This is a genomic window from Parabacteroides sp. AM17-47 (genome assembly GCF_003434625.1).
GTDB classification, from domain to species: Bacteria; Bacteroidota; Bacteroidia; order Bacteroidales; family Tannerellaceae; genus Parabacteroides; species Parabacteroides distasonis.
On the sequence record NZ_QTLI01000002.1, the window covers coordinates 146,886 to 169,838 of the forward strand.

A 22,953-nucleotide genomic window follows, 5' to 3' on the forward strand; every position below is an offset into this window, starting at 1 on the left:
ATGAGACGGAATGAATATACACACAGGAGAAGACATATATCCAACCGGCATTTATCGGATAAGTATTATTACGCCGGCGAACATGAGACAGCAACCGGCATCCGTCTCACGCAATACAACGAACAATCTTTGCATACGAAAGAGGTGCGGATAACCGACACCTCTTTCAGCAAACTATCCGACTCGGATCAGATCAATTGGTTCGAGGTTAGCGGATTGACCAATGCGGATGCCATTACCCGTATCGTAAAAGATTTCGGACTGCATAATCTGGACGCTAAGGATATCTTGACTCCCCAACACGTGGTCAAGGTAGAGGAATACAAAGGACGAATGCTTATCGTATTAAACTCCTGCTATTACGATGTCAATAACGAGATGCGGTCTGAGCACATCAGTATACTGGTAGCGAACAATACGGTTATCACTTTTACGGAAAGCAACAACCCTGTATTCGAGGCCGCTCATAAAGCGCTACTATCCAACATGCTGAACATCCGGAAAAAAGGCAGTGGATTGCTGCTCGCTTTCCTTCTAAACACGATCATAGCGAATTTAGTAGAATCCGCCTCAAAGGTAGAAGAGATACTAGAGGATATAGAAGAGACTTTGCTCGATCCTAAGAACGATCAGGGTAATATGGGTTCCCTAATCCAACAACACCGCCATGAGTACATGATTATCCGTAAGAATAGCCTACCGCTGAAAGATCAATTCTCAAAACTATTACGAACAGAGAACGGGATTATCACCCCGGATATCCTGCCGATCTATAATGACCTGCAAGACCAACTCCAATTCGTTATCCAAACAACGGAAAGCTGCCGGGAAATCACCTCTTCCCTTGTCGATCTTTATATATCCAATAACGATCTTAGGATGAACGCCATCATGAAACGGCTGACGATTGTCTCCACCCTTTTCATCCCTTTGACATTCTTGGTGGGCGTATGGGGTATGAACTTCAAGATAATGCCGGAATTGGATTGGCGTTACGGTTATTTCATAGCTTGGGCCGTCATGATAGTTACCGGAGTATTGACTTGGCTATATATGAAACGAAAGGATTGGTATTAAAACCAATCCTTACGATCTGAAGAATTTCTTCCTATACTTATAAAAAGTATTCTTAGAGACGTTGAAATGCTCGCAAATCGATCCTACCGATTCTCCCCGCTCCAACATGTTCATGATCTCCCCCTTATGGGCATCCAAGAAGAACAACTTGGATTCCGAGCCTTTAGGACGTCCCAACCGCTTTCCCGTACTTTTCACCTGTTCCAAGGCGTCTTTTGTACGTATGGAAACCAGACTGTGATCAATCTCGTCTACTTGCTTGAAGACATTAATCATCAATTGGCGATCCATCCGGTCATCGAATATATAACGGTCGTTTATACAATAGACCGTCACGTCCTTCTCCATGCAAACGGTAAGTATCCCCATCAACTCATATAAGGTAAGACACAAACGGGTAATATCCGATACGATCAAGGCATCCCCTTTCTTCAAGCGTTCGAGAACAAGTTTTAACTTTGGTCCCGGCTGTTTCGCTTTCTCTCCGGATACTTCCATGACCCATTTATCCACATGGATATCTTTGGCCGCGGCAAAAGAAGAGATCTCTTCCCTTTGAATATCCAAGTGTTGCCGGTCCGTAGCCACATTTAAATACGCTATCGTCATAAATTTCACTAATTGTTTCTAGCGTGAAGGTACAAAAAGAATGAGTATATCTTCAAGATTATGGGATGTTTAACGCTTTATTTCGTACATTTGCGTTTATATTCATATATTATGATAACACATATACGAGTAGCTAGCCAACAATTGGAACAATCCCGATTCGAGTCCCCGAAAGAATTGGTCTCTTGGATGGGCGCTATCCAGGCGCAGGAGTATGAGATGGCCAAATGGGCGATCGGTATTCGCTTGAGATCCTCTTCCCTTGAAACGGTAAATGAGGCTTTGTACAAAGGTGATATTCTACGTACCCATGTGATGCGTCCTACTTGGCATTTCGTGGCCGCCGAGGATATCCGTTGGATGCTTATGCTATCTTCCGAGCGTATCAAGGCTGCCGTTATGTCGTACGCCAAGGGACATTTCGGGAAGATAGAAAAAACGCTGTTCACAAGATGCCTAGATCAGATCGGAAAGATATTGGAAGGATACAAAAGCCTGACCAAACAAGAAGTAACGGCGGAATTGCAAAAATCCGGGATTTTGCCCACCATAGATCATGTAAACCTTTTCCTTACATGGGGTGAGGTGGAAGGCATCGTCTGTAGCGGGATCGATAAAGGAAAGAAAACGACTTACGCCTTATTGGACGAACGTGTCCCTCCTACTCGTGAACTTTGCAGGGAAGAGGCTCTGGCGAGATTGGCATCCAGATATTTTCAAAGCCACTCCCCTGCCCAGTTACAGGATTTTGTTTGGTGGTCCGGGCTAACCGCTACCGAGTGTAGGCTCGCTATCAATCTGATCAAGGCGGAGTTAATGACCGAGACGTTCGATTCCCGTGAATATTTCATCCACCAATCATGGAAAGGAAAAAATGAGAGCGAACCTGTACTGCGTCTCCTCCCCGCCTTCGATGAATACTTGATCAGTTACAAAAACCGCACGGACGTATTGCCGCTAGAACATCATCCAAAAGCGTTCAACCGATTCGGCACCTTCTACCCGGTTATCTTATATAACGGAAAGATAATAGGTAATTGGAGCCGCTCCATTAAGAAAAACACCATTCAAATAGAAATGGACTTTTTCGAGAAGAAGCCCCGCATTCCAGTGAAATTAATCCAGCAGGCCGAAGCGCAGATAGACGCTTTTTATAGAGGCTTATTGTACCGCCCAGCGCTTCAATGTCGGGAAAAATAATTTCATATTCGCTACGGCCTCCTCTTTCGTATAATGAAAGTCCGCATCTTTATTGAACTCATCGACAAACTGGGCACAATGATCGATCATCTGATCCATCGTACAGTCCATCGTGAAGGCCCCGTCCTTATAACAATAGCAACAATATTCCTCATTCTTGCTTCCGTCATGGTTCGTTCCAAACTCCTCATTCTTTTGCAGCGGCATACCGCAGCTTTGGCAAAATTTTGTTTCCATACTAATTTATTTTATTGGTATATAAATCTTTGTCACTTGCGTATCGTCATCCTCTTCCGAATAACTCACATATTCCTCAAACGCCATTCCATGCCGTTTGGTATAATTGAAATCTATATTTATAGTATTATATAGTTCTTGTAATCCCGCATAACTACCTTTTAAGGTATAAACCGCATATTTTCCTTTCTGCAAACGAATCGTACCGAACATCCCTGATGGAATAATCTCCTTCCCGACCGAAGCATTACTCCACTTCTCGGTCTCTTCTCTCAGACGTGCTCGCAACTTATCCATATAAGCTTTCGGAGATACGCTGAATTGTTTCTTGAACGCTTTCGAGAAAGATTGGGGGTTATCATAGCCTACCCGACTCGCTAGATCTGCCAGACTCATATCTTCCGTATGCATATATAAAACTGCTCGCTCTACACGTTGCCTCGCCACATAAGCATATAATGACTCATTCAAGGCTCCTTTCATAATACGTAGTAGCTGCCGCTCGGACACGTTTACCTGCCCGGCTATTATATCCAGTCGTAAAGGGAGATGCAAATTCGCATTGATATAATCAATTACTTGATTAATTTTCCGTTGATATATGTTTTCCGTATCAGGCTTCATCCTATAGATTCTTATGATGACAAAAATACATAATCCCAACAGACTAACAATTGTCCAATCTCGCCAATTTGAGATTTCCCCTATATTTATTTAAAAGCCATCAACTTCAAGATTCTATAGATTGTAAAATCAGTAATTCTGTTACACTTATCAGTAATTGGTATACAAAAGCAATGGAATATCTTAAATAATTTTGTAATATGAATAAAATCAAGAAAACAAATATGAATATAAAGAAAATAACCATTGCCATGTTGATCACATTAATCTCCATTGGCAATATAAACGCACAAGAAATGAAAACTGAAATTCCAAAAATTAGTGAATTCCCTACAGGAAATGAAAACACCGGGTTTGAACAATATTTCTCGGGGAAGTCTTGGCTGGTGCCATTAACAAGCAATAAGGATTTAAACGTACCAATGTTTAACGTAACGTTTGAACCTAACTGCCGAAACAACTGGCACACGCATACAGGAGGGCAGATACTCATCGCCGTAGGTGGTGTGGGTTATTATCAAGAACGAGGTAAAAGCGCCCGTCGTTTACTACCCGGGGATGTTGTCGAAATCGCACCAAACATAGAGCATTGGCACGGCGCCTCACCGGACAGTTGGTTTTCGCATATCGCCGTAGAATGTAATCCCCAAACCAATAAAAACACTTGGCTTGAGCCGGTAAGTGATGAGGAATATGGGAAGGTCGTAAATGATAAGTAGTAGATTTTCCTTATCGTTTACACAAACCGAGCCTAAAAGACACTCCGGTTTCCCCTAGAAGAAACTGCAGTTTCTATCCTAGCGGGAAACTGTAGTTTCCTAAGAAAGAAATACAAAGAAACTGTAATATGCTAGTAAACAGAATATTGAATAATATATTCTCATCCTATGCCCTGTATATAAGACATTTTTCTCACAAAATTCAATCCGTACAATTAATATCATTAACAGATTCATTCTCATACGCAGACTTTTGTGATTTTATAAATATATCACGGTACTCATCAAGTAAGTTAATGTCCTGCAAATCATTAACGCCTAAAATCTCACGGATTAAATCCGCCTTGCCTGCTTCTATCTCCACTTTCGGTATCATATATCTTAATTTAGATTAATAAATAAAATCATCTGTTTGGTGTTTTAAACAGACATCGTCACCCTTTTGTTTATACAAAATTTAAATTTAACACAACAAATTTTACAGTATCCGAAATTTATCCCCTTAACTTAATCAACCAATAAGGATAGTCAAATCCCTTTCTAAATTGTTATTCACTAACAAGGATATTTCAAAATCAAAAAATCAATCTTATGGAGAAAAATATTTTCTGGTTAGAAAATGACCAACTCAAAGAGATAGCCAGTTCATTTCGGGAAAAGGTTGAAGAGGGATTAAAACATGAAAATGCGGAGATACAATGCATACCGACTTTTATCTCTCCCAAAACCTCTGATATTAATGGAAAAGCATTGGTTCTCGATTTAGGAGGAACCAACTATAGAGTAGCGACCGTCGATCTTGGACAAGGATCACCAACCATCCATCCCAACAACGGGTGGAAAAAAGACATGTCGATCATGAAATCACCGGGATATACTCGTGAGGAGCTATTTAAAGAATTAGCCGATATGATTGTCGGGATAAAACGGGATGAGGAAATGCCAATCGGCTATTGTTTTTCTTATCCAGCAGAATCCGTACTCAGTGGAGACGCCAAATTGTTACGTTGGACAAAAGGAGTCGACATTAAAGAAATGGTAGGGCAATTAGTAGGTAAACCACTTCTCGACTACCTAAACGAACATTGTAAAATCAAATTTACAGGTATTAAAGTATTAAATGATACTATCGCCAGCTTGTTTGCCGGCCTAACCGACAATAGCTATGACGCCTATATCGGTCTGATCGTAGGAACAGGCACCAACATGGCCACTTTCATTCCGGCGGATAAAATAAAGAAATTAGATCCGAGCTATAATATACAAGGCTTAGTCCCTGTCAACCTAGAGTCGGGTAACTTCCATCCTCCATTCCTCACGACAGTCGATGATACGGTTGACGCCATTTCAGGCAGCCTTGGAAAACAGCGGTTTGAGAAAGCGGTTTCGGGTATGTATCTAGGCGATATATTGAAAGCAACTTTCCCTTTGGATGAGTTTGAGAATAAATTCGATGCCCAAAAATTGACCGCTATCATGAACTATCCGGATATTCACAAGGACGTATATGTAGATGTAGCTCATTGGATCTACAACAGATCAGCACAATTAGTCGCCGCATCGCTACTGGGCCTTATTCAGTTACTGAGATCATATAATAAAGATATACAAAAAATCTGTCTAGTAGCCGAAGGCAGTCTATTTTGGAGCGAGAATAGAAAAGATAAAAACTATAACATTCTTGTTCTGGAGAAATTACAAGAACTCCTTAATGAATCCGCATTAGCGGATGTCGAAATCCATATCAACAATATGAATAACGCAAACTTGATAGGAACAGGTATAGCGGCGCTCTCTTGAAATCAATATGAATGAAGTGAATCTTGAACTATAAAATTACGTTTTTCAAAATAAATAGAAAGTGCGGGTATTCTTTACATACGATACCCGCACTACTTTTTCCGCAGAAAAATGATTGTATAATTCACTCATAGCGCATCGCACAAATGGATTCAGCCCCAGAGGATGAAATATAACCGCAATCATATCAATATTAGCTAGTGGTTTGGATTGGATATCGTAATCAATAGAGAATACCGAAATTTTCCGCCTTATTGATAGCTTCGATCGCATTATCTACATTTAGCTTTGCCAATATATTCTTTCGGTGATTATTTACCGTATAAATACTAAGATTTAGCTTATAAGCGATCTCTTTGCTCAGAAAACCTTGCCGAATTAATATTAGTATTTCTTTCTCACGCTTGGTTAATTGAGGTTCGGCTAGAATAACTTCGACGCAAGTATCAGTCCTGTCTTTCTATTGATAACTGTCCGTTTGATTCTTTCGGTAGGCGATACAATCGGGATAATACTTGGTTCCGAAAATCTGTACCCGCTGATATTGTGCAAATTGTATCTGTTCTCATTTATCTATTATGCTTTACTTTGCATTATTTTAGTTTTCAAATATATTTAATGATTATGAAGTTGAAATTTGCCAAGAGAATGTCTTATATAAAGGCTTCGGAAATAAGAGAAATACTCAAAGTTACAGAACGGGAAGATGTTATTTCATTTGCTGGTGGACTACCTGCCCCTGAGCTATTCCCCATAGATGAAATTAACAAAATGAATCAGGTCGTTTTGCAAGAAGCAGGAGCAAAAGCTCTTCAATATACGACTACTGAAGGGTATTATCCTTTACGTGAATGGATTGCCAAACGAATGAATGAACGCTTAGGGACATCGTTTGATAAGGATAATATTCTTATAACTCACGGTTCGCAACAAGGATTAGATTTATCCGGAAAAGTATTTCTAGACGATGGTGATATCGTATTGTGTGAAAGCCCCACCTATTTAGCAGCAATTAGCGCATTCAAATCATATGGGAGTAGCTTCATTGAAATTCCAACAGATGAAGAAGGCATGGATATGGCTACTTTGGAAGAGGTACTGAATAATACTCAAAATATAAAACTAATATATGTAATACCAACCTTTCAAAATCCCACTGGAAAAACATGGAGTTTGGAAAGACGAAAAAAACTGGCTGAACTATCTGCTTTATATGATATTCCTGTTATTGAAGATAACCCTTATGGAGAATTAAGGTTTGAAGGAGAGTCTTTACCCTCTATAAAGTCTTTTGATAAGGTAGGTAATATCTTATGTACTGGTAGTTTTTCTAAAATCTTTTGTCCGGGCTTTCGGATTGGGTGGATTGCAGGTGATAAAGATATTATCCGCAAGTATGTGTTAGTTAAGCAGGGCACTGATTTGCAGTGTAACACAATAGCTCAAATGACTATTGCCGAATATCTAAAACGATATGATATCGATGAGCATATTAGCAAAATAGTAGAAGTCTACAGAAAACGCAGAGATATAGCATTAGAATGTATTGAACGCTATTTTCCTAATGACATAAAATATACTCATCCTCAAGGCGGGTTATTTACTTGGATTGAATTACCCGAAAATATTTCAGCGCGTGACATCCTGCAAAAATGCATTGAACAGAAAATAGCCTTTGTACCCGGCGGTTCATTTTATCCTGTTGAGCACAAAGAAAATACATTTAGAATAAATTACTCTAATATGCCAGAAGATAGAATCATGAAAGGACTTCAAGTAATAGGGGAAGTACTAAAGGAATACATACATCAGTTAAAGTGATTTTTAATTATATCCCCCAATTGTTTTAAACGTTCTTCAAGAAGTGGAGTCCATCGTTGTCCATAGCTTAAACGCATACAATTGGTATATTGCTCTTGTAATGTAAACATACGTCCGGGGGCTATGCTTATTTTTCGCTGCATAGCCCGATAATAAAGTTCTGTTGTATCAATCTGTTTGTCTAATTCCACCCAAAGCATAAATCCTCCTTGTGGAGTAACAATTTTTGTATTCTCGGGGAAGTAATCCATGATGGAATGGGCAAAATGAATACTGTTTGCGTATAATTCTTGTCGCAGTTTACGTAAATGGTTTTCGTATCTGTCATTCTCCATGAAATTGGCAACCGCTTCTTGATTAAGCGCAGGCGTAGAAATAAGGTGAATATTCTTTTGGCAAATAATAGCATGTTTAAATTTGCCGGGAGCAATCCATCCTACCCGATACCCCGGCGCTAATGTTTTAGATACCGCACCACACCATAAAACAAGCCCCTTCTTGTCAAAAGCCTTGCAGGGCTTAGGACGTGAATTTCCAAAAAATAAATCACCATATAAATCATCCTCGATCAAAGGTATATCATATCCGGCCAGCATATCAACAACTACCCTTTTATGTTCATCAGGCATACAACTTCCCAATGGGTTATTAAAGTTGCTTATAAGCAGGCAAGCTTTAATTTGTGGTAAAACTTTTTTCAGCGCATCTGGATCAATCCCTGTTACTGGATTGGTAGGTAATTCCAATATACGCAACCCCATACTATTGGCTAATTGTAACATTCCAAAATAGACCGGACTTTCAACCGCAATAGTATCTCCTACCTTAGTAATTACAGATAAAGCTAAAGCAACCGCATTAGTAACTCCAGCAGTTGTCACTATATCATCTTCTGTCAAGTTTCCCTTCCAACTATACGTAAAACGAGCTATAGATTTACGTAATCGCATGTTTCCCTGTGTTTCATCATACCGGGTTCCATTACCCGGAAGTGCCTGCATAGCTCTTATAAGTTCTTTATTAAGTTTTGCAATTGGTAATAAAATATCTTCGGGCATTCCTAATGAAAATCGAGTGATCGATTTATCTCCTATTTCTAACGAGCTGTATACGTCAGCAATCAAATCTATCACCTCTTTGCTCTCAGGCTTTACAGACGGTTGTGTTGTCGCTGGAACAGATAGGCGTATGGGTTTGTAATTGACAATATACCCTGATTTTGGGCGTGATATTATAAATCCGTCTTTTTCCAATTCATAATATGCCTGAATTGCAGTATTAAGACTTACACCATTTTCATTGCTAATAGTGCGTAAAGAAGGTAGTTTCTCACCAGCTTTCCACACGCCTTTCTTAATTTGACAGGCAATAGTTCTCGCTATTTCTTGATATAGGATTTCTTTTTTCATACTTGTCAGGTGTTATCTGTATCCTGCAAATATACAAAAATCGTGTCTGTATCTGTTTTGGACTTTGAATTACTTTTACAGAATGACTTTTGTATTGCTTTGCTATTCTTAAATAAAAGAAAGGTATTCGAGTAAACAACTGAATTTAAACACCATTAATAAAAAAATCACAGTAAAACAGGTTTCAGATGATAATATCTAAAATCAATACAGAGATTGAAACCTTCTGCATGGATAGTGATTTCCGACAATCGTACCCCCTAATCGTTTTTTGGGGAAGGGGGTACGATTTGGATACTCAACCGTGTCTTTTCGTGCCCCTTTTTTGTCTTTTAAGCAAGACTGAAACAATAAAAAAAGTCCTACAATACGTTGATATTGTAGGACTTGTCTCTTTTTTGTCGCCGTTTGGCTTTGTTCTTATGTGATCCGCCTGGGATTCTCCTTACAGAGTTACCACGCTGATATTTAAAACTTTATATTTTTAGCTTCAAGCATATCCCATGATTTAACCCACTAATTTGCTACGTGCTTTTGCGATAGTTTGCTCATGGAGAATACTGAAAGCAAAGATAAGTACTTTCTTTAAATCTACAAAATTAGGGGTAATATGCATTTGTTTCCACCAGAAAGTGAACGCTTTACGTATCACCATTGACAATCACCGACTTATCTTTTCTTTCATCGGAAAATCCACACGATTTAGCACACGATTATTTCTCATCGTTTTGCCCGTGATTTAACACGATTGTTACTGCAAAGTTAAGAAAGAATATTAAATTAATCCATTGTTTGACCGAAAAGTTGAAATAATTAGTCTTTTTACTTCTCTTGTGCAGCAAAAATAGGGCATAACAGAAATAGAAGGTAATTTTTATGGCGGTAAAATTTACGGCTGTTTAATTTGCCTTTCCATTGTTCCGAAACGGTCATTTCCGAAATGTGCATTTCGCATCGAATTATTCTGTAAGCGAATTAACGAAATCCCCAAACCTCAAAATCTTCTCACTATTCGCTTTATTGAAAAGCAAGTGCTCAAAATCCTTTTGCTTCTTCTTCAAATCGACTGTTTTCAGCAATTCGCCTGCTGCCTGTTTGAACTCCTGCAAATTATGTACTCCGCAACGCTTTGAAAGAAAATCGTAATCGGGTTTTGACTGCGAAAGCAAAAACATCAGGTCGTAAAAATCACGTCCTTTGGCGCGGGCTAACATGGCGGCAATTTTCATACTGCACAATACACCATCAGAAGGAACGGGAAACGGGAAAAAGAATCCGTACCCTTTGATATTTGTGATAACAGGGGGATAAGCAATTCCTTGGTATTGGCTTTCGACCTTTATCAAAAAGCGTTCTTCCTTATGTCCGCTCAATCCCAAATCGAATAACAGTTCAGGAAAATGAATATTACGCCGGAAGGCTGTTAGCTTTGGATTTTTTTTATCTTTTGCCTCCACGCGTAATCCTGAACGTTCCAGAAACTGAATTACGCCGTTTGTCATTTCAATAAACTCGTCTTTCGACAGGTTTTTGCAGTCAAAATCCAAATCTTCAGAAAACCGGTCTATCCCTTTTACTAAACGCAGGTTTGTCCCACCGATAAAAGCCATCTTTTGGATGTTTGGCGTAGAAGAAAGGTAATCCAGAATCATCAACTGTAAATACTCTTTTAGTATGTGCTTATCGAACCCCGAATTTCCACGGATTTGAACCGGAAAATAATTTCTTATCTGTTCAATCTGTATCATAAATCGTAAGTTTTAAGAAGTAACTTTACACGATGATCAAGTGCCTTGCTTTGAAACATGTCGCAGTAGTCCATCAGTAAATCCTTGTTTAAATCATCGTGCAGGTAATCTTCATCCAAGCGCAATTCTTCCAATTCCTGCTCACTATCATAGAACGGATAAAGATACAGCAAATCAAGTAATGCCTTCTCGGGTGTGGCAAACTGTATGGTATGATTGTCTGCCATTGGCTTCAACTCGTACCCGAACATCAGGTTTTCTTTGACGTTCTTATAAGAGTATTCGCCGAAGTCATTGACGAAAGATGCTGTTTTTAGGGTTGTCACACTGGTAATCTGTACCACCGCTTCCGGTATCATCCCATAGAACGACAATGCTGTATGCAAGCTGATATAGGACGGACGGTAAATCCTGTTGGCAAAATAAAGGAAATAATCCGGTTTGCTCTTATATTCAGAGAAAGCAAAGTATCCCTGCCGTAACCGGATAAGATATCCTTTCTTCACCCAGCGAGTAAGGCTATTACGGTCAAAATCCGATTGCCATGCATATACCTGATAGATATTGAAGCATGCCAAATCGAATAGCTGATTCTTAAATTCCAAAAATGTCATTTCTTGATTTTGTTTCTATTATGCTGCAAATATAATGCATTTTAGAAACAAAACAAAATATCAGGATTAGTTAGGGGTATTCTTGTTCTGTCGATAAGACGAAAATAAGCTGTTTTTGTTTTGTCGATAAAACAAAAAAGACTTTGCCCTGCTATTTTGCAACTGCTGAAGTAGTGGTAACAGAGATGTCATAAGCAACTTTATTCGAATAAAAACAGCTTGTTTATTGTGAATGGTGAAGCAAAACAACTAATTCCTAGTATTAATACCATAGATTTCATTCTTAAAATGAAAAAGTTAGTGACAATGTTAAAAGATTTGCTAACTTTGCCATTAACGAAAGTTTGAAGTAGAAATCTTAAAGAAAATATCATGATAAAGATTAAGTTAGCAGATAGCATTATTAAAAGTCACCTTGTGGACAGCAAGGGCAATTCTTATTGTTCAATTCCTATTAGTGTAGATAAGAAGTTAAATGTTGAAGGGTTATTTGACAAGCTTGTTGCCATAGACCCAAAACTTAAAAGTTATGACCAATCTACCAGTCCTTACTATACTATATTTGTGAATGTCCCCATAGATATGGAATTAGAAGCAAAGGAAGCTAATTCCCAAGTTGGAGAAAATACATATGAAATCATGTGGGGCTTACCTCAGGATATTATTTTGAGTAAATTGCCTTGTTTTGTTCCCAAACATCATTGGAAAAAAGTTGAAGTATGAAAGTTGAAGAACTTCAAACCTATCAAGAGGTTGTTCAATCCCTACGCAAAAAAGGAAGGGCTAAGCATTTGCTGTTGGGAAATGGATTCAGTATGGCTTATGATGCCAAAATATTCTCATATAATGCGCTTAGTGCATTTATAGAAAACTCGGAAGATGAATTATTGAAACAGCTATTCAACAGCATAAATACAAAGAACTTTGAGATAATCATGCAGCAATTAGACCTTTTCGCTAATGTTGCTCAAGTTTTCAATGCAGACAAAGAACTGATTGATAAAATCAAGCATACAAGTGAAACCCTGAAAAATAGCTTGATTGATGCTGTTAAAGCAATGCACCCTGAACATGTGTTTAAGATACCTGAAGAAAAAAATGCCGCTTGCTGTACTTTTTTAGAAGATTACTTAGTTAATGACGGATATGTTTTTTCGTCGAATTATGACTTGCTTCTTTATTGGGTATTAATGCGCAACACTTGTAAAAATGCAGGAGATGGCTTTGGAAGAGAAGTCGAAAACCCATTAGGAGATGAGTATGTTCCGGATTATGAACCGGAATATTCTGAACTTCGTTGGGGTAAAAATAAGGATAGCCAATCCGTATTTTATTTGCATGGTGCGCTTCCTCTATTTGATACAGGAATAGATATAATCAAAGAAGAATATAACGGTGACTACTTATTAGATAACATTAAAGCAAGAATGGAAAAGAAAGAATATCCCATTTTTGTGACAGCAGGCAATGCAAATGAAAAACTTACGCACATTATGCATAACAAATACCTGTCGTTTTGCTTTGATAAGTTTTCTTCGATAAAAGGCTCATTAATAACATTTGGTTTCAACTTTGGCGACAATGATACACATATCATAGAAGCCATAAACATCGCGGCTAATCAAGGGAAGAAGGCACAAGACAAATTATGGAGTGTGTATATCGGTGTATACTCAGATGCCGATTTGATGCATATTGAGAAAATAAAAACTAAATTTAAATGTAAGGTTAATCTTTATAATGCTAAAACAACCAATGTTTGGCAATAAGGTTAACTTTTTTGTATTGTTAAAGTTATGTCCTTATTCAATCTATACAATGAAATAGAAAAAGAATATGAAAATCTTATTCCTCTTAAGCAGGAAGGATTGGTGCTGTTTCATCTGTATCAGAAACAAAAGGACGGAGACATTGGGAAAGAGTTTTCAGAAGAAGAAATCATCAAATCGTTGAGGGAGATCCGATATGATTTGAAAACCAATCAGAAAATACAGTTTAATAATATAGTCAAGTATTTTCAAAAGTATTTTTTATGGCGCGATGAAAAGAATCGGCTATACCGTCTCAAACCTTTTACCAAAAAGTGGTGCAAACTGATTGAAAATATTCTTGAAGAGACATTCAATCCCACTCAGCTACAAAAAGAGTTTTTATACCTTTCTAACACCTTTAGCGAACAATCCTTCACAGAGTGGTACTCTACTACATTCGAAAGCTATAGCCAAAGAGTAGATACACAAATTAATACCCTATATATCCAAATTGACCGATTAGTCATTGATTTCAGACGACAGATATCAAATGAGCATGCTTACGATTTGAATGCTTTAAAATCAATAGTTAACACATTGGAAGATATTCGTTCCAAAACAGAAGAGTTGAATAATGCCTTTAGTGGAGCGCACGATATTCAAAACAAGCTATTGAAGAGTAATATCATTACAGAAGATATTCTTCTGAACAGACAACGGGCAAATGTGCTATCCTTCTTTCAGGAAGTTCGAGGTAATCTGAAAATCATCAGCAAGCGTATAGACAGCGTTAAACCTCGACTAAATGAATATATCAGAAATATCAATAGGCACGATTTCTACATTCGGTTCAAACGCTTCTTTAATCAACTACTTGAAAAAAGCACTTTGGAAAAAGGCAAAATCCGTTTCCCTGATGGCATACCAAGTATCCCGATACGTTATACTCAGCAACCAAGGTTTATTATCGTTAAAGAAAATTTTGATGGAGCTTCCCTTAGTCGGTTCAAAACAGCGAAATCAAAAATTCCCGTAACCAACGCCACTGAAACAGAGAATCGCTTTTTATTGGAAAAAGAAAGGATTGAAATTCAAAAAAGGATTAACCTTTATATGCTTGATTTGGAAAATCGACTAAAAGCATATCAAGAAGTTGATTTTTCTGCTTTCTTTTATGAAGTGCTCAAAAAAGAAAATGGGAATATCCGTATTTGTGTGAAGTTAGCTCACAAAACCATGTCTAAATATTACCGTGACATTAATTCATTCGGGATATCTATTTCAACTGAAATAGTTGGCATCCCCGAATATCCAATGATAAAAATATGGAAGACGATTATTTACAAGAAAATGTAGGCTATGCATTTTTAACGACACAAGAAGCAATATCAATATTTGCAGATGTCGATTATGCTTTGAAAAGTGGAAAACATATTCAAAAATGTCCTTCACAGGGTAAGCAGTTTGCTTTTGTCGGAAAATATTACGACAAACTAAAATCTTATTATGACAATTTGTTTGATATCCATTTGAATCGTGAGGGCGAAGGTGATTTAGAATACTTTTTCATTGATTTCTTCAAAGATGGAAACGGATACTACCAACGGGGTAATATTCCTGTAGAAAATCGTGAATATCTTGCGGAATCGCATCTAATCATAGCCTTTCTATTAATTCGCATGTATGTTCTTGAACCAAGAGCAGAAAGCCGTATACTAATCCAAGATTTTAAAGTACAAGTATTGTCGGAGTATGAAGAATATAAACCGCACTTATTACGGCTATTTGCAAAATCGGAAGATACAGAAGAAACGGATTATGAGCTAAAATCTATTGAAGATGAGATGGACAAAGCGCTTAAAAAATTCAACGATTTATGTTGGATTATGATAGACAAAAGCACGGAAACTTTTGAAATCATGCCGTCTCTCAATCGTTTACTGAATATGTTTGAAAACTACATCATCAATACACCGATTAGCAATGAGTAATAAAAAATTTCCTCGTATATATAGCCTTTCAACAGTAGGCATTCGTAATCATTATAATTCAGATTATCGTTTTCATCCGTTTCGGACAGATTTTGCAGGTGACAGCGGTGTCGGAAAATCTATTATTGCAGATGTGTTACAACTGATATTAGTCGGAGAAAGGGAATTTAAATCTGCCACAGATTCAAGTTCAGAGCGGGAAGCAAGAAAGTTAATCATTGAACGATATGGATATGTATTTCTAAACATTGCAATAGATACGGACAAATTTATTGTCATCGGGATGTACATATCAACTACTTCCATTGACCCTTTTATTATTCAAGCAAATATAGGATTAGACGTATTTGAGCCTCTTTCTTCACCTCTTATATCAAAAGATTTTATGTTGGGTGACGAGATTATAGATATAACTAATCTTCCTGAAAGGATGAAAGAAAATAAACAGGCTTATGCTGCAAAACTGTCTTTGAATAAATATCATGAATTACTTGAACAAAACAAAATCCTTCCCATTGACCTGAAGACAGAAGGAAACTTAAAGAATTTTGCACAAATCATTCGCGCATTTTCTCGTAGTAAAGGATTTAAAAACAATTCGAAATGGTTGAAAGAGTTTTTCCTTAATGACGATAGGGAAAATATCATCAAAGTTCGTTTTGACGAACAACTTGCAGATATAGCACAAGAATTAAGAGACCACAAAGAAAATAAAGACACATTAGAAAAAGTGCGAATCAAATACGAAAAGTTCAAACGTCTTTTCGATTTAAAACAAGCACGGGATGCAGCACAGGAAGACTATTTGAAAACAAAAACCATATTTCATTATCAAAACAAGAATACGGCAGAAGAAAAATGTATTCAGCTTCAGTATGACATAAAAAGTATCAATCATAAAGTAGCCAATTCCTTTTTGCGTTTATTTTCAGCAGAAGCTGAGGAGCAACGGAAAAACGTAAATCTTTTAGCAGATAAATTATCCATCATTGAAAATGCTCAAGAAAATATAACAGCGTATCTGACTAAAGAGTCCGTTGCATTTCAGAAATACCCCAAACTCGACGAACAGTACATTCAAGTGCAAAAAGTAGAAAAATTACTTGATGCTTATAAAACATGCGAAAAATTACGAGATAGGCACTCAAAACAATTGAGTGAGAAGGCTGAAAAGGAACACTTGAAAAATTTGGGTGATGAATTGATGAAGCAAAAGTTATATGAAGAATGGACAAAATCTCCTTGGGCGAGAGGAGCAGTTGATGGCTCTGCTTTTTACAAGAAGAGAACAGAAGAAATCAACACCGAAATAAAGAGACTTACTACTTTAAAGGACTTTTCAGATGTCACCAATACTAAATCTTTAGCATATTGGACAATACAGAACAAACCATCATTATCACATGAGGAAGAAAGTGTCTTGTTCAACTTAGATATGATACTTATTGAGAAACCTGCAAGTATTGAAAAGAATACACAATATATACCAAATCCGGAAACTTTTTTTGGCAACTTGGAAATCGGGGAAAAAGAAAGCAATCCGAATGGTTTTTGGGTTGATTGGGGCAGCATTAGGAGATTTGTACCTTACATACCCGAACGATTTTTCACAACGAAGAATAGTGACGAAATTACGGGATACTTCAACGAAAAATACAAAGATGCAGCAGAAATCATCAATTCATTAAGAGAAGAGAAAGAAACTATAGAGGCTATGCAAAAAGTGGCGTCTAAACATGGCGAGAATGCAGTTAACGCTTTTGTTCGTAGAGATGAAATATCAGCATATATCATTGATGAAAATTTAGATATTACTGCCACACAATTAGATGAATTGTTGAAAGTCCATTTTAATGGAGAAGACATTAAGCAAACCAAATCGGAACTTGATGCTGCCAAAATCCTGAAAATAAAGGGAGAAACGGAGCAAGAGCAAGTAAAAAAAGATATACAACAAGCCTGCCAAATAGAATTCTCAAAGAATTTCTCTTTTCTTGAAGTTCAAACCGCTATCAGACAACTTCAAGAAAAAGCAAACAGACTGCTTATATATAAACAAAATAGAGCAACTCGATTTCGACAATTATTTTCAACTTATATACAAATCCCTGAGGATTTAGATACGACAAGCATATTAAATCTTCGCTCAGAACTAAATGATAATCTAAAGAAAAAACACAGTTGCAAAGAAGAAATAAAAGTTCTGAAAACTAAGATTCAAGAAGAAGACAGCCTTTATCATCAGGCAAAGTTAGATTATCAAGCACAGTCAGACCAACAGATAAACTTAAAAATTAATATTGTAGCCAAACCCGAAGAAAAAGAACAATTATTCTATTCAGCAAGGAATGCTTATAAGCAAGCATATGATGATATTGTTATCGAGTTTTTAAGCGAAAAAATGTATCAACGATTCATGGGGTCTGAAGATTATTTGGCATTAACAAGAGAAGTTGTTAATGAGATTCCCGCAAAACAATTGACGTCAAATGAGACAGATGCTTTACAGCAAATGTTAGACTTTCTCAAACAGTTAAATGACACACATATCCATATCGGAAATCGGAAACTGAATTTGCTCAAGGAAATTTTTCAGGATGTTAGAGATGCTGTCAGCGATTATGTTGCAAAAATGTATGAGATTGGAGCCTATTTTAAAGGCTCGGATAAAGAAATATCACAAGGATTTAAGTTAAGTCTTACTTGTCCGTTTTCTTTAATTTATCCAATCGATTGGATTGATATGTTTTTGGAAAAGCTTAATGATTCGATAAAACAAGAAAGCATTCATCAAGATTTATTTGCAGCATTAAGAGAAAAAATTGATATTCCTGACATGATGGCTACAGCTTTTGAAAAATGTGGTGGATTCAAGAATGCGAAAATAGAAGACTTATTAAATCCCAAGAACTATTTTGATATAAAATTCGAAATGGAGTCGGATGATGGAGAAAAGAATGTCGGGAGCGCAGGTCAGACCTATGCCGTTACTGCCATGTTATGCGTTGCCCGTCTTTCCTTAGTTGAGAAAAAAGAAAAGGGGAGACAACACAGTGGATTACGTTTTATGCCTATTGACGAGGCTGAAGGAATTGGTAGTAATTTCGATTTACTTGAACGAATTGCCGAAGCCAAAGATTATCAGCTAATATCAATGTCAATCAATCCCCTTGATGATTTCAGGGACGGTGAACAATATTTATACATCCTCAACGGCAGTAAAAAGCGGAAAGAACGAGTGAGTACTTTTGCTATATTTAGTAATGCCGATGAAATTCAGAAGATATGATAAATAAACAATTAACATGGCCTGAGTTTAAAGCGCTGTATCAATTATACCACGAACGCAAAACCAATTTGAAAGTACAGGAACGCCCATACTTCAAATATCTAAAACGAGAAGGGTATATTAAGAAGAAAATCGGTTCAACTAAAACCATAGAGCCATACAGTAAATTCGACGATGAATATGAGCGGGAAAATATAGAAGGTCTATTTCACAAGTATTATTCCTTTCTGTCGGAAAATCAGATTTTGACGCCCCACACTCCATTTTCGGAATTTGAAATCAAGAGCCTAATGAACATCAAGCAATGTGAGAATGTCTTGGTCGATAGTGGGCAAACACTATTATCCGAAATGCGAAGTAAAATAGAGGCAGGAAAAGACGGACGAAAAGGAATTTCAAAATCGTTCTTCAAATCGGCCAAACATATTGAAAAGGGTTCTGCATTGGAAGATGCTGTGTTAAAAATAATAGGGATAGATAAGTTTCCCCAGAACGAAGGTCAGTGGATTTATCGTGTTCCATGCAAAAATCCAACATGTATAATCCTATGTGAAAATCGTTATTTTCTTACCCTTGACATTGCCCCAAAAAGGAATGTTGAATTATGGCACGTTGGCGGCAATAATACCTTGCCGATTGAAAATTTACCGAAAATTGAATATCCGATATATTACCTGTGTGATTGGGACTTGATGGGATTACAAATTTATGAGCGGATTTATCATCGGGTTGAAATGATTAAGGACAAAGCCTCTTCGTTACAACTTCTAAATCCCAACGGTAAACCCGAACGAATCAAAGATACAGAAGATTATCACCGTAGCGAATGGGATAAAACTACAGAATTATCATCATTAACCGCTAACCTATATTCTTCTGAACAACTGGCAATACTACAAAACCTCATAAAAACTGATGAGTGGATTGAGGAAGAAGGGAACGATATAGGTCGAATAATCGACGAGATAGGAAAAGTAAAATAACATAAATCTACAAATAAACATGAATATAACCCCTACTAATATAAATACATATTCGCCTAATGAGATACTAAATAATTTTGCCAATATTTTTGAGAAATCCAGAAGTATAAATGACCTTGTATCTATAAAAAACGGTTTAAATCTATCTGTGGACGTGGATTTGCAGCGTTTCAATGATGAGCAAAAAAGTACATTTCATTATTTTTTGGCAAATGGTTGGAGTTATGTATTACAACTAAAATATCTAAACTCTTACGAAGTTCCCATTAGTTCCAAAGAGTTTGAAAAACAAGTATATCATTTACGTTGTGCTTTGCAACTCATTGGCAAAAGAGAAGATATTAATGTTTGTCAAATCCTAACTAATCTGGGATGTGCTTTTGACCATATCGGGCGTTTCTCAGAAGCGCAGGACTATTTCAATAAAGCACTTTTGATAAATCCCAATTTTGGCATGGCTTTGGGGAATAAGGGTTTTGGATTATACCGATATGCAAGGGAAGTTTTTGACGGGGTACATCAATTTATATTTTTGCAATATGCCCGAAAGCATTTACTGGAAGCATGTGATAAAAAAGATGTTTACGAAGAAGCCCGTTCAGGGTTTAATAGTTTGGCGGAACACATTGCCACAAGGTATCCATTAAAAGACTTGAATGATTTCAAGCAATATGACGATTTCTTTCATGGATTATCAACGGATGAAATTGACTATAGACAGTGGTGCATTGATAATGTATTATTTCTAAATCCACTAAATGATGTTATAGCCCAAAATGTTGTTGCACACGATATTCTGCATACTCCAACAATGGTCTTGAAAAGAGAAGAAAAACCAATATGCCAATCGATGTATAATCAAATGAAGCAGGAATTTGTTTCAGCAAGGTTTCTGTTCTATGAAGGCGTAAATACTGACAAACCTCATTATTCAGACAGAGATGTTGTCCTTTATACTGCTTTTGATTGTCCGGTCTATGCCATTTCCATTGAAAAAATAAAAATATCCTTTCGCGTTTGCTATTCTATTTTTGATAAGATAGCCTATCTTATGAATATATATTTAAACTTGGGAATTGATAAAAATCGAGTTTCTTTTAGAAATATATGGCATAAAAGAGGAAATAGGAATAATCCGATAAATGAGGAAATGTTTACCTCTCAAAATTTGGCTTTGCAGGGCTTATTTTGGTTGAGCAAGGATTTGGACGAAGGAGTAGATTCACCAATAGAACCGGAAGCGAAGGAAATAGCGATAATGAGAAATTTTATGGAGCATAAATCATTTAAAATTGTTGAAGGGAAAAATATTTGTTGGAACGAATCACCGGAAACATATGAAATTGAAAGGCTTGATTTTTATGATAAAGCATTTAAAATTCTGAAACTTACGAGGTCTGCATTAATCTATCTTTCATCTCTTATTTACGAAGAAGAAAGCTCCCGAAAGCCTTTAGAGGGTTTAACCAAAACAATAGATATGCCGATAATAAACGATAATTCTAAGATATAATGAATAATATGGATAATCTTGATGGAGATAAAATAATCGAAGAAGCGGAGAAGTCTTTGGAACGCCTTTCACGTAAAATAGAACAATTGGAATACGATTCCAAAAGATATGTGTTAAAATATTTCGATAGGTTGCATGATAAGTTGTTCATGTTCAATACAATTTTTATTACAGGATATTTTGCTTTATGTCAGATAAATAAAGAATTTAATAGTCTGATATTGTTGTTGCCATTTTGTTCTCTTTCAATGCTGATTTATATTGAGCATTTTATGAAAGAAATCGCTCGCAAGCAGTCATACGGTATGTTTGAAGTAAATTTATCTGAGCATTTAAATAAAGCAGAAAAGAAATATGGTCAGGTCACCATATTGTCGTTACTTATTATAATTGTTTCAGCCATAGAACTGTTGTACACAATATATATTTGCATCTTTAGATTTTAGTATCAAAAATAAACTGTATTAATAAAAGCGGCTATGCCGCCGTTAAACTGGCAAAAGTTATTCTCGGACAATCGGTTATTCTCGCAGGGCTTCCGCCCTCCAAAACGGGCAGGGAAGCCATGAGCGGGAAATAACCGAAGTTGGACGGGAAATAACTTTTGGCACAATATAAATCTAATATTTTATCAGCTTAATCTTGGTCTCCGTTTCTTCTTTTTCTTGGGTTTCAGCGGTTGTTGCTCATCCATTGGATTGACATCCGCAGCCGATGGAAGTATGGAAAATAAAGAAGATAAACCGCTTTCATCTGTTTGCGTATTGGTTGGAATATTTGAAAACGTTTTTACATTTTTATTTATTTGTGTTTTTATATTTTCATCTGTTTGAACATAGACAATTTTTTTCTTTTCACCAGCAAAATCTTGTTCGGGGGCTTTCAGTTCCCGTTCCTGCATCCATAGTTTATCCGTGACAGTGCCGTTCTTCATAGTGTTGCAGTATTCAAAAGTTTCGGGTAGTTGCCGATTATAACCGAATAGATTATCAAAACCTTTCTCCACGTTCTCAAATAAGGCGATACGGTCAAAACCGCCTGTAATAACGCCTTTTTGGGTGTTTCGATGATTGGTAAGCGGGCTTATCTTGACTTTGTTCGATTGGTCTTTACGGCTCACAATCAAATGGCAGTGTATATTCAGACGGTTGTCGGAACAGTTTCGGTCGAAATGGATTTTGCCGTAAAATTTGATGTTTTCGGCTGATAATCCTTTATTGAAATTCTTGGCATATTCGGGAATGAACACTTCGCGGATATACCGCTTCATGGCTTCGGCTTGTTCCTGTTCCGTGCTTCCCATCGCTTGCAGTTCCTTTTCGGACGGGCTGACGTGAACGGCGTAAAACTTGGCATCAGTCTTTAAGAGTTGCCCGATATTCCCGTCAATGTCTTTAATCACATGGGATTTATAGACATTATCATCCGTAAGGTTGAAAAAGCCTTCGGTATAGATTCCCTGCTCCATCCGTTGCAAATCTTCATGCTCGCAATAGTTGGCTAACTGTCGGCTGCTGCCTGCATTGTTATACACTCCGTTGGACGGTGGCGGGAAATCGATGTTCATT

The 22,953-nt window shown here is 37.1% G+C and carries 21 protein-coding genes and 1 pseudogene; 13 read left to right on the forward strand and 9 right to left on the reverse strand.

Features of this window, described 5'->3' with window-relative positions; genetic code table 11:
• Positions 1 to 1,077, forward strand: a complete 1,077-nt coding sequence (gene corA, locus DW205_RS01990) for a magnesium/cobalt transporter CorA (RefSeq protein WP_005862079.1) — start codon at positions 1 to 3, stop codon at positions 1,075 to 1,077.
• A gap of 9 nt (positions 1,078 to 1,086) precedes the next feature.
• Here the strand turns inward: corA and DW205_RS01995 are convergent, their stop codons facing one another.
• The gene (locus tag DW205_RS01995; RefSeq protein ID WP_005856646.1) at positions 1,087 to 1,686 is read right to left on the reverse strand and encodes a recombinase family protein; all 600 of its coding nucleotides are present in this window, start codon (positions 1,684 to 1,686) and stop codon (positions 1,087 to 1,089) included.
• Positions 1,687 to 1,797: 111 nt separating this feature from the next.
• Between DW205_RS01995 and DW205_RS02000 the strand changes: the two genes are divergently transcribed.
• On the forward strand, positions 1,798 to 2,886 hold the full coding sequence (locus DW205_RS02000; RefSeq protein WP_008778333.1) for a winged helix DNA-binding domain-containing protein: 1,089 nt from the start codon (positions 1,798 to 1,800) through the stop codon (positions 2,884 to 2,886).
• Here DW205_RS02000 and DW205_RS02005 read toward each other — a convergent pair.
• The gene (locus tag DW205_RS02005; protein WP_005862075.1) at positions 2,848 to 3,123 is read right to left on the reverse strand and encodes a zinc ribbon domain-containing protein; all 276 of its coding nucleotides are present in this window, start codon (positions 3,121 to 3,123) and stop codon (positions 2,848 to 2,850) included. The two genes, DW205_RS02000 and DW205_RS02005, sit on opposite strands and share 39 nt — an antisense overlap.
• 6 nt (positions 3,124 to 3,129) lie before the next feature.
• On the reverse strand, positions 3,130 to 3,747 hold the full coding sequence (locus DW205_RS02010) for a helix-turn-helix domain-containing protein (protein WP_005862072.1): 618 nt from the start codon (positions 3,745 to 3,747) through the stop codon (positions 3,130 to 3,132).
• Between the two features lie 200 nt (positions 3,748 to 3,947).
• Between DW205_RS02010 and DW205_RS02015 the strand changes: the two genes are divergently transcribed.
• A complete protein-coding gene (locus tag DW205_RS02015) occupies positions 3,948 to 4,466 on the forward strand; it encodes a cupin domain-containing protein (protein WP_005862070.1) in 519 nt (172 codons plus the stop codon).
• Between the two features lie 202 nt (positions 4,467 to 4,668).
• On the opposite strand, the gene DW205_RS22215 is transcribed toward DW205_RS02015, so the two are convergent.
• Entirely contained in the window at positions 4,669 to 4,842 is a 174-nt protein-coding gene (locus DW205_RS22215; RefSeq protein WP_005856636.1) for a hypothetical protein, read from the reverse strand.
• A 215-nt stretch (positions 4,843 to 5,057) separates the two neighbouring features.
• On the opposite strand from DW205_RS22215, the gene DW205_RS02020 reads away from it, so the two are divergent.
• Positions 5,058 to 6,266 (forward strand): hexokinase, encoded by a 1,209-nt coding sequence (locus tag DW205_RS02020; RefSeq protein ID WP_005862069.1) that lies wholly within the window; start codon positions 5,058 to 5,060, stop codon positions 6,264 to 6,266.
• Positions 6,267 to 6,489: 223 nt separating this feature from the next.
• Here DW205_RS02020 and DW205_RS22780 read toward each other — a convergent pair.
• Positions 6,490 to 6,773: pseudogene (locus tag DW205_RS22780) on the reverse strand (response regulator transcription factor); the annotation flags it as partial.
• Positions 6,774 to 6,890: 117 nt separating this feature from the next.
• Between DW205_RS22780 and DW205_RS02035 the strand changes: the two are divergent.
• Positions 6,891 to 8,087: a PLP-dependent aminotransferase family protein gene (locus tag DW205_RS02035; protein WP_005862068.1), complete on the forward strand. Its 1,197-nt coding sequence runs from the start codon at positions 6,891 to 6,893 to the stop codon at positions 8,085 to 8,087.
• Here the strand turns inward: DW205_RS02035 and DW205_RS02040 are convergent.
• The 3 genes from DW205_RS02040 to DW205_RS02055 all read right to left on the reverse strand — a co-directional run bounded on the left by DW205_RS02040 (position 8,075) and on the right by DW205_RS02055 (position 11,858).
• Entirely contained in the window at positions 8,075 to 9,496 is a 1,422-nt protein-coding gene (locus DW205_RS02040; protein WP_005862067.1) for a PLP-dependent aminotransferase family protein, read from the reverse strand. The two genes, DW205_RS02035 and DW205_RS02040, sit on opposite strands and share 13 nt — an antisense overlap.
• A 959-nt stretch (positions 9,497 to 10,455) precedes the next feature.
• Entirely contained in the window at positions 10,456 to 11,244 is a 789-nt protein-coding gene (locus tag DW205_RS02050; protein WP_005862063.1) for a nucleotidyl transferase AbiEii/AbiGii toxin family protein, read from the reverse strand.
• A complete protein-coding gene (locus tag DW205_RS02055) occupies positions 11,241 to 11,858 on the reverse strand; it encodes a hypothetical protein (RefSeq protein WP_005862062.1) in 618 nt (205 codons plus the stop codon). The genes DW205_RS02050 and DW205_RS02055 overlap by 4 nt, the downstream gene beginning before the upstream one ends.
• A 372-nt stretch (positions 11,859 to 12,230) precedes the next feature.
• On the opposite strand from DW205_RS02055, the gene DW205_RS02060 reads away from it, so the two are divergent.
• Genes DW205_RS02060 through DW205_RS02095 form a run of 8 tightly spaced genes read left to right on the forward strand, consistent with a single transcriptional unit; the run spans position 12,231 to position 21,831 of the window.
• Positions 12,231 to 12,581 (forward strand): hypothetical protein, encoded by a 351-nt coding sequence (locus DW205_RS02060; RefSeq protein ID WP_005862061.1) that lies wholly within the window; start codon positions 12,231 to 12,233, stop codon positions 12,579 to 12,581.
• A complete protein-coding gene (locus DW205_RS02065; RefSeq protein ID WP_005862060.1) occupies positions 12,578 to 13,627 on the forward strand; it encodes a DUF4917 family protein in 1,050 nt (349 codons plus the stop codon). The genes DW205_RS02060 and DW205_RS02065 overlap by 4 nt, the downstream gene beginning before the upstream one ends.
• Positions 13,628 to 13,654: 27 nt before the next feature.
• On the forward strand, positions 13,655 to 14,965 hold the full coding sequence (locus DW205_RS02070; protein WP_005862059.1) for a hypothetical protein: 1,311 nt from the start codon (positions 13,655 to 13,657) through the stop codon (positions 14,963 to 14,965).
• Positions 14,935 to 15,600 carry a hypothetical protein gene (locus tag DW205_RS02075; RefSeq protein WP_005862058.1) on the forward strand — a complete coding sequence of 222 codons (666 nt, stop codon included), beginning with the start codon at positions 14,935 to 14,937 and terminating at the stop codon, positions 15,598 to 15,600. The genes DW205_RS02070 and DW205_RS02075 overlap by 31 nt, the downstream gene beginning before the upstream one ends.
• Entirely contained in the window at positions 15,593 to 18,889 is a 3,297-nt protein-coding gene (locus tag DW205_RS22220) for a hypothetical protein (protein WP_008778331.1), read from the forward strand. The genes DW205_RS02075 and DW205_RS22220 overlap by 8 nt, the downstream gene beginning before the upstream one ends.
• Positions 18,886 to 19,872 carry a hypothetical protein gene (locus DW205_RS02085; RefSeq protein WP_008778330.1) on the forward strand — a complete coding sequence of 329 codons (987 nt, stop codon included), beginning with the start codon at positions 18,886 to 18,888 and terminating at the stop codon, positions 19,870 to 19,872. The genes DW205_RS22220 and DW205_RS02085 overlap by 4 nt, the downstream gene beginning before the upstream one ends.
• Positions 19,873 to 19,891: 19 nt before the next feature.
• Complete coding sequence (locus tag DW205_RS02090; protein ID WP_005868436.1) at positions 19,892 to 21,385, forward strand: LA2681 family HEPN domain-containing protein; 1,494 nt, start codon at positions 19,892 to 19,894, stop codon at positions 21,383 to 21,385.
• Positions 21,386 to 21,393: 8 nt separating this feature from the next.
• The gene (locus DW205_RS02095) at positions 21,394 to 21,831 is read left to right on the forward strand and encodes a hypothetical protein (RefSeq protein WP_223382230.1); all 438 of its coding nucleotides are present in this window, start codon (positions 21,394 to 21,396) and stop codon (positions 21,829 to 21,831) included.
• A gap of 185 nt (positions 21,832 to 22,016) precedes the next feature.
• On the opposite strand, the gene DW205_RS02100 is transcribed toward DW205_RS02095, so the two are convergent.
• Positions 22,017 to 22,952 carry a DUF5712 family protein gene (locus tag DW205_RS02100; RefSeq protein WP_005868432.1) on the reverse strand — a complete coding sequence of 312 codons (936 nt, stop codon included), beginning with the start codon at positions 22,950 to 22,952 and terminating at the stop codon, positions 22,017 to 22,019.
• Position 22,953: the final 1 nt, after the last annotated feature.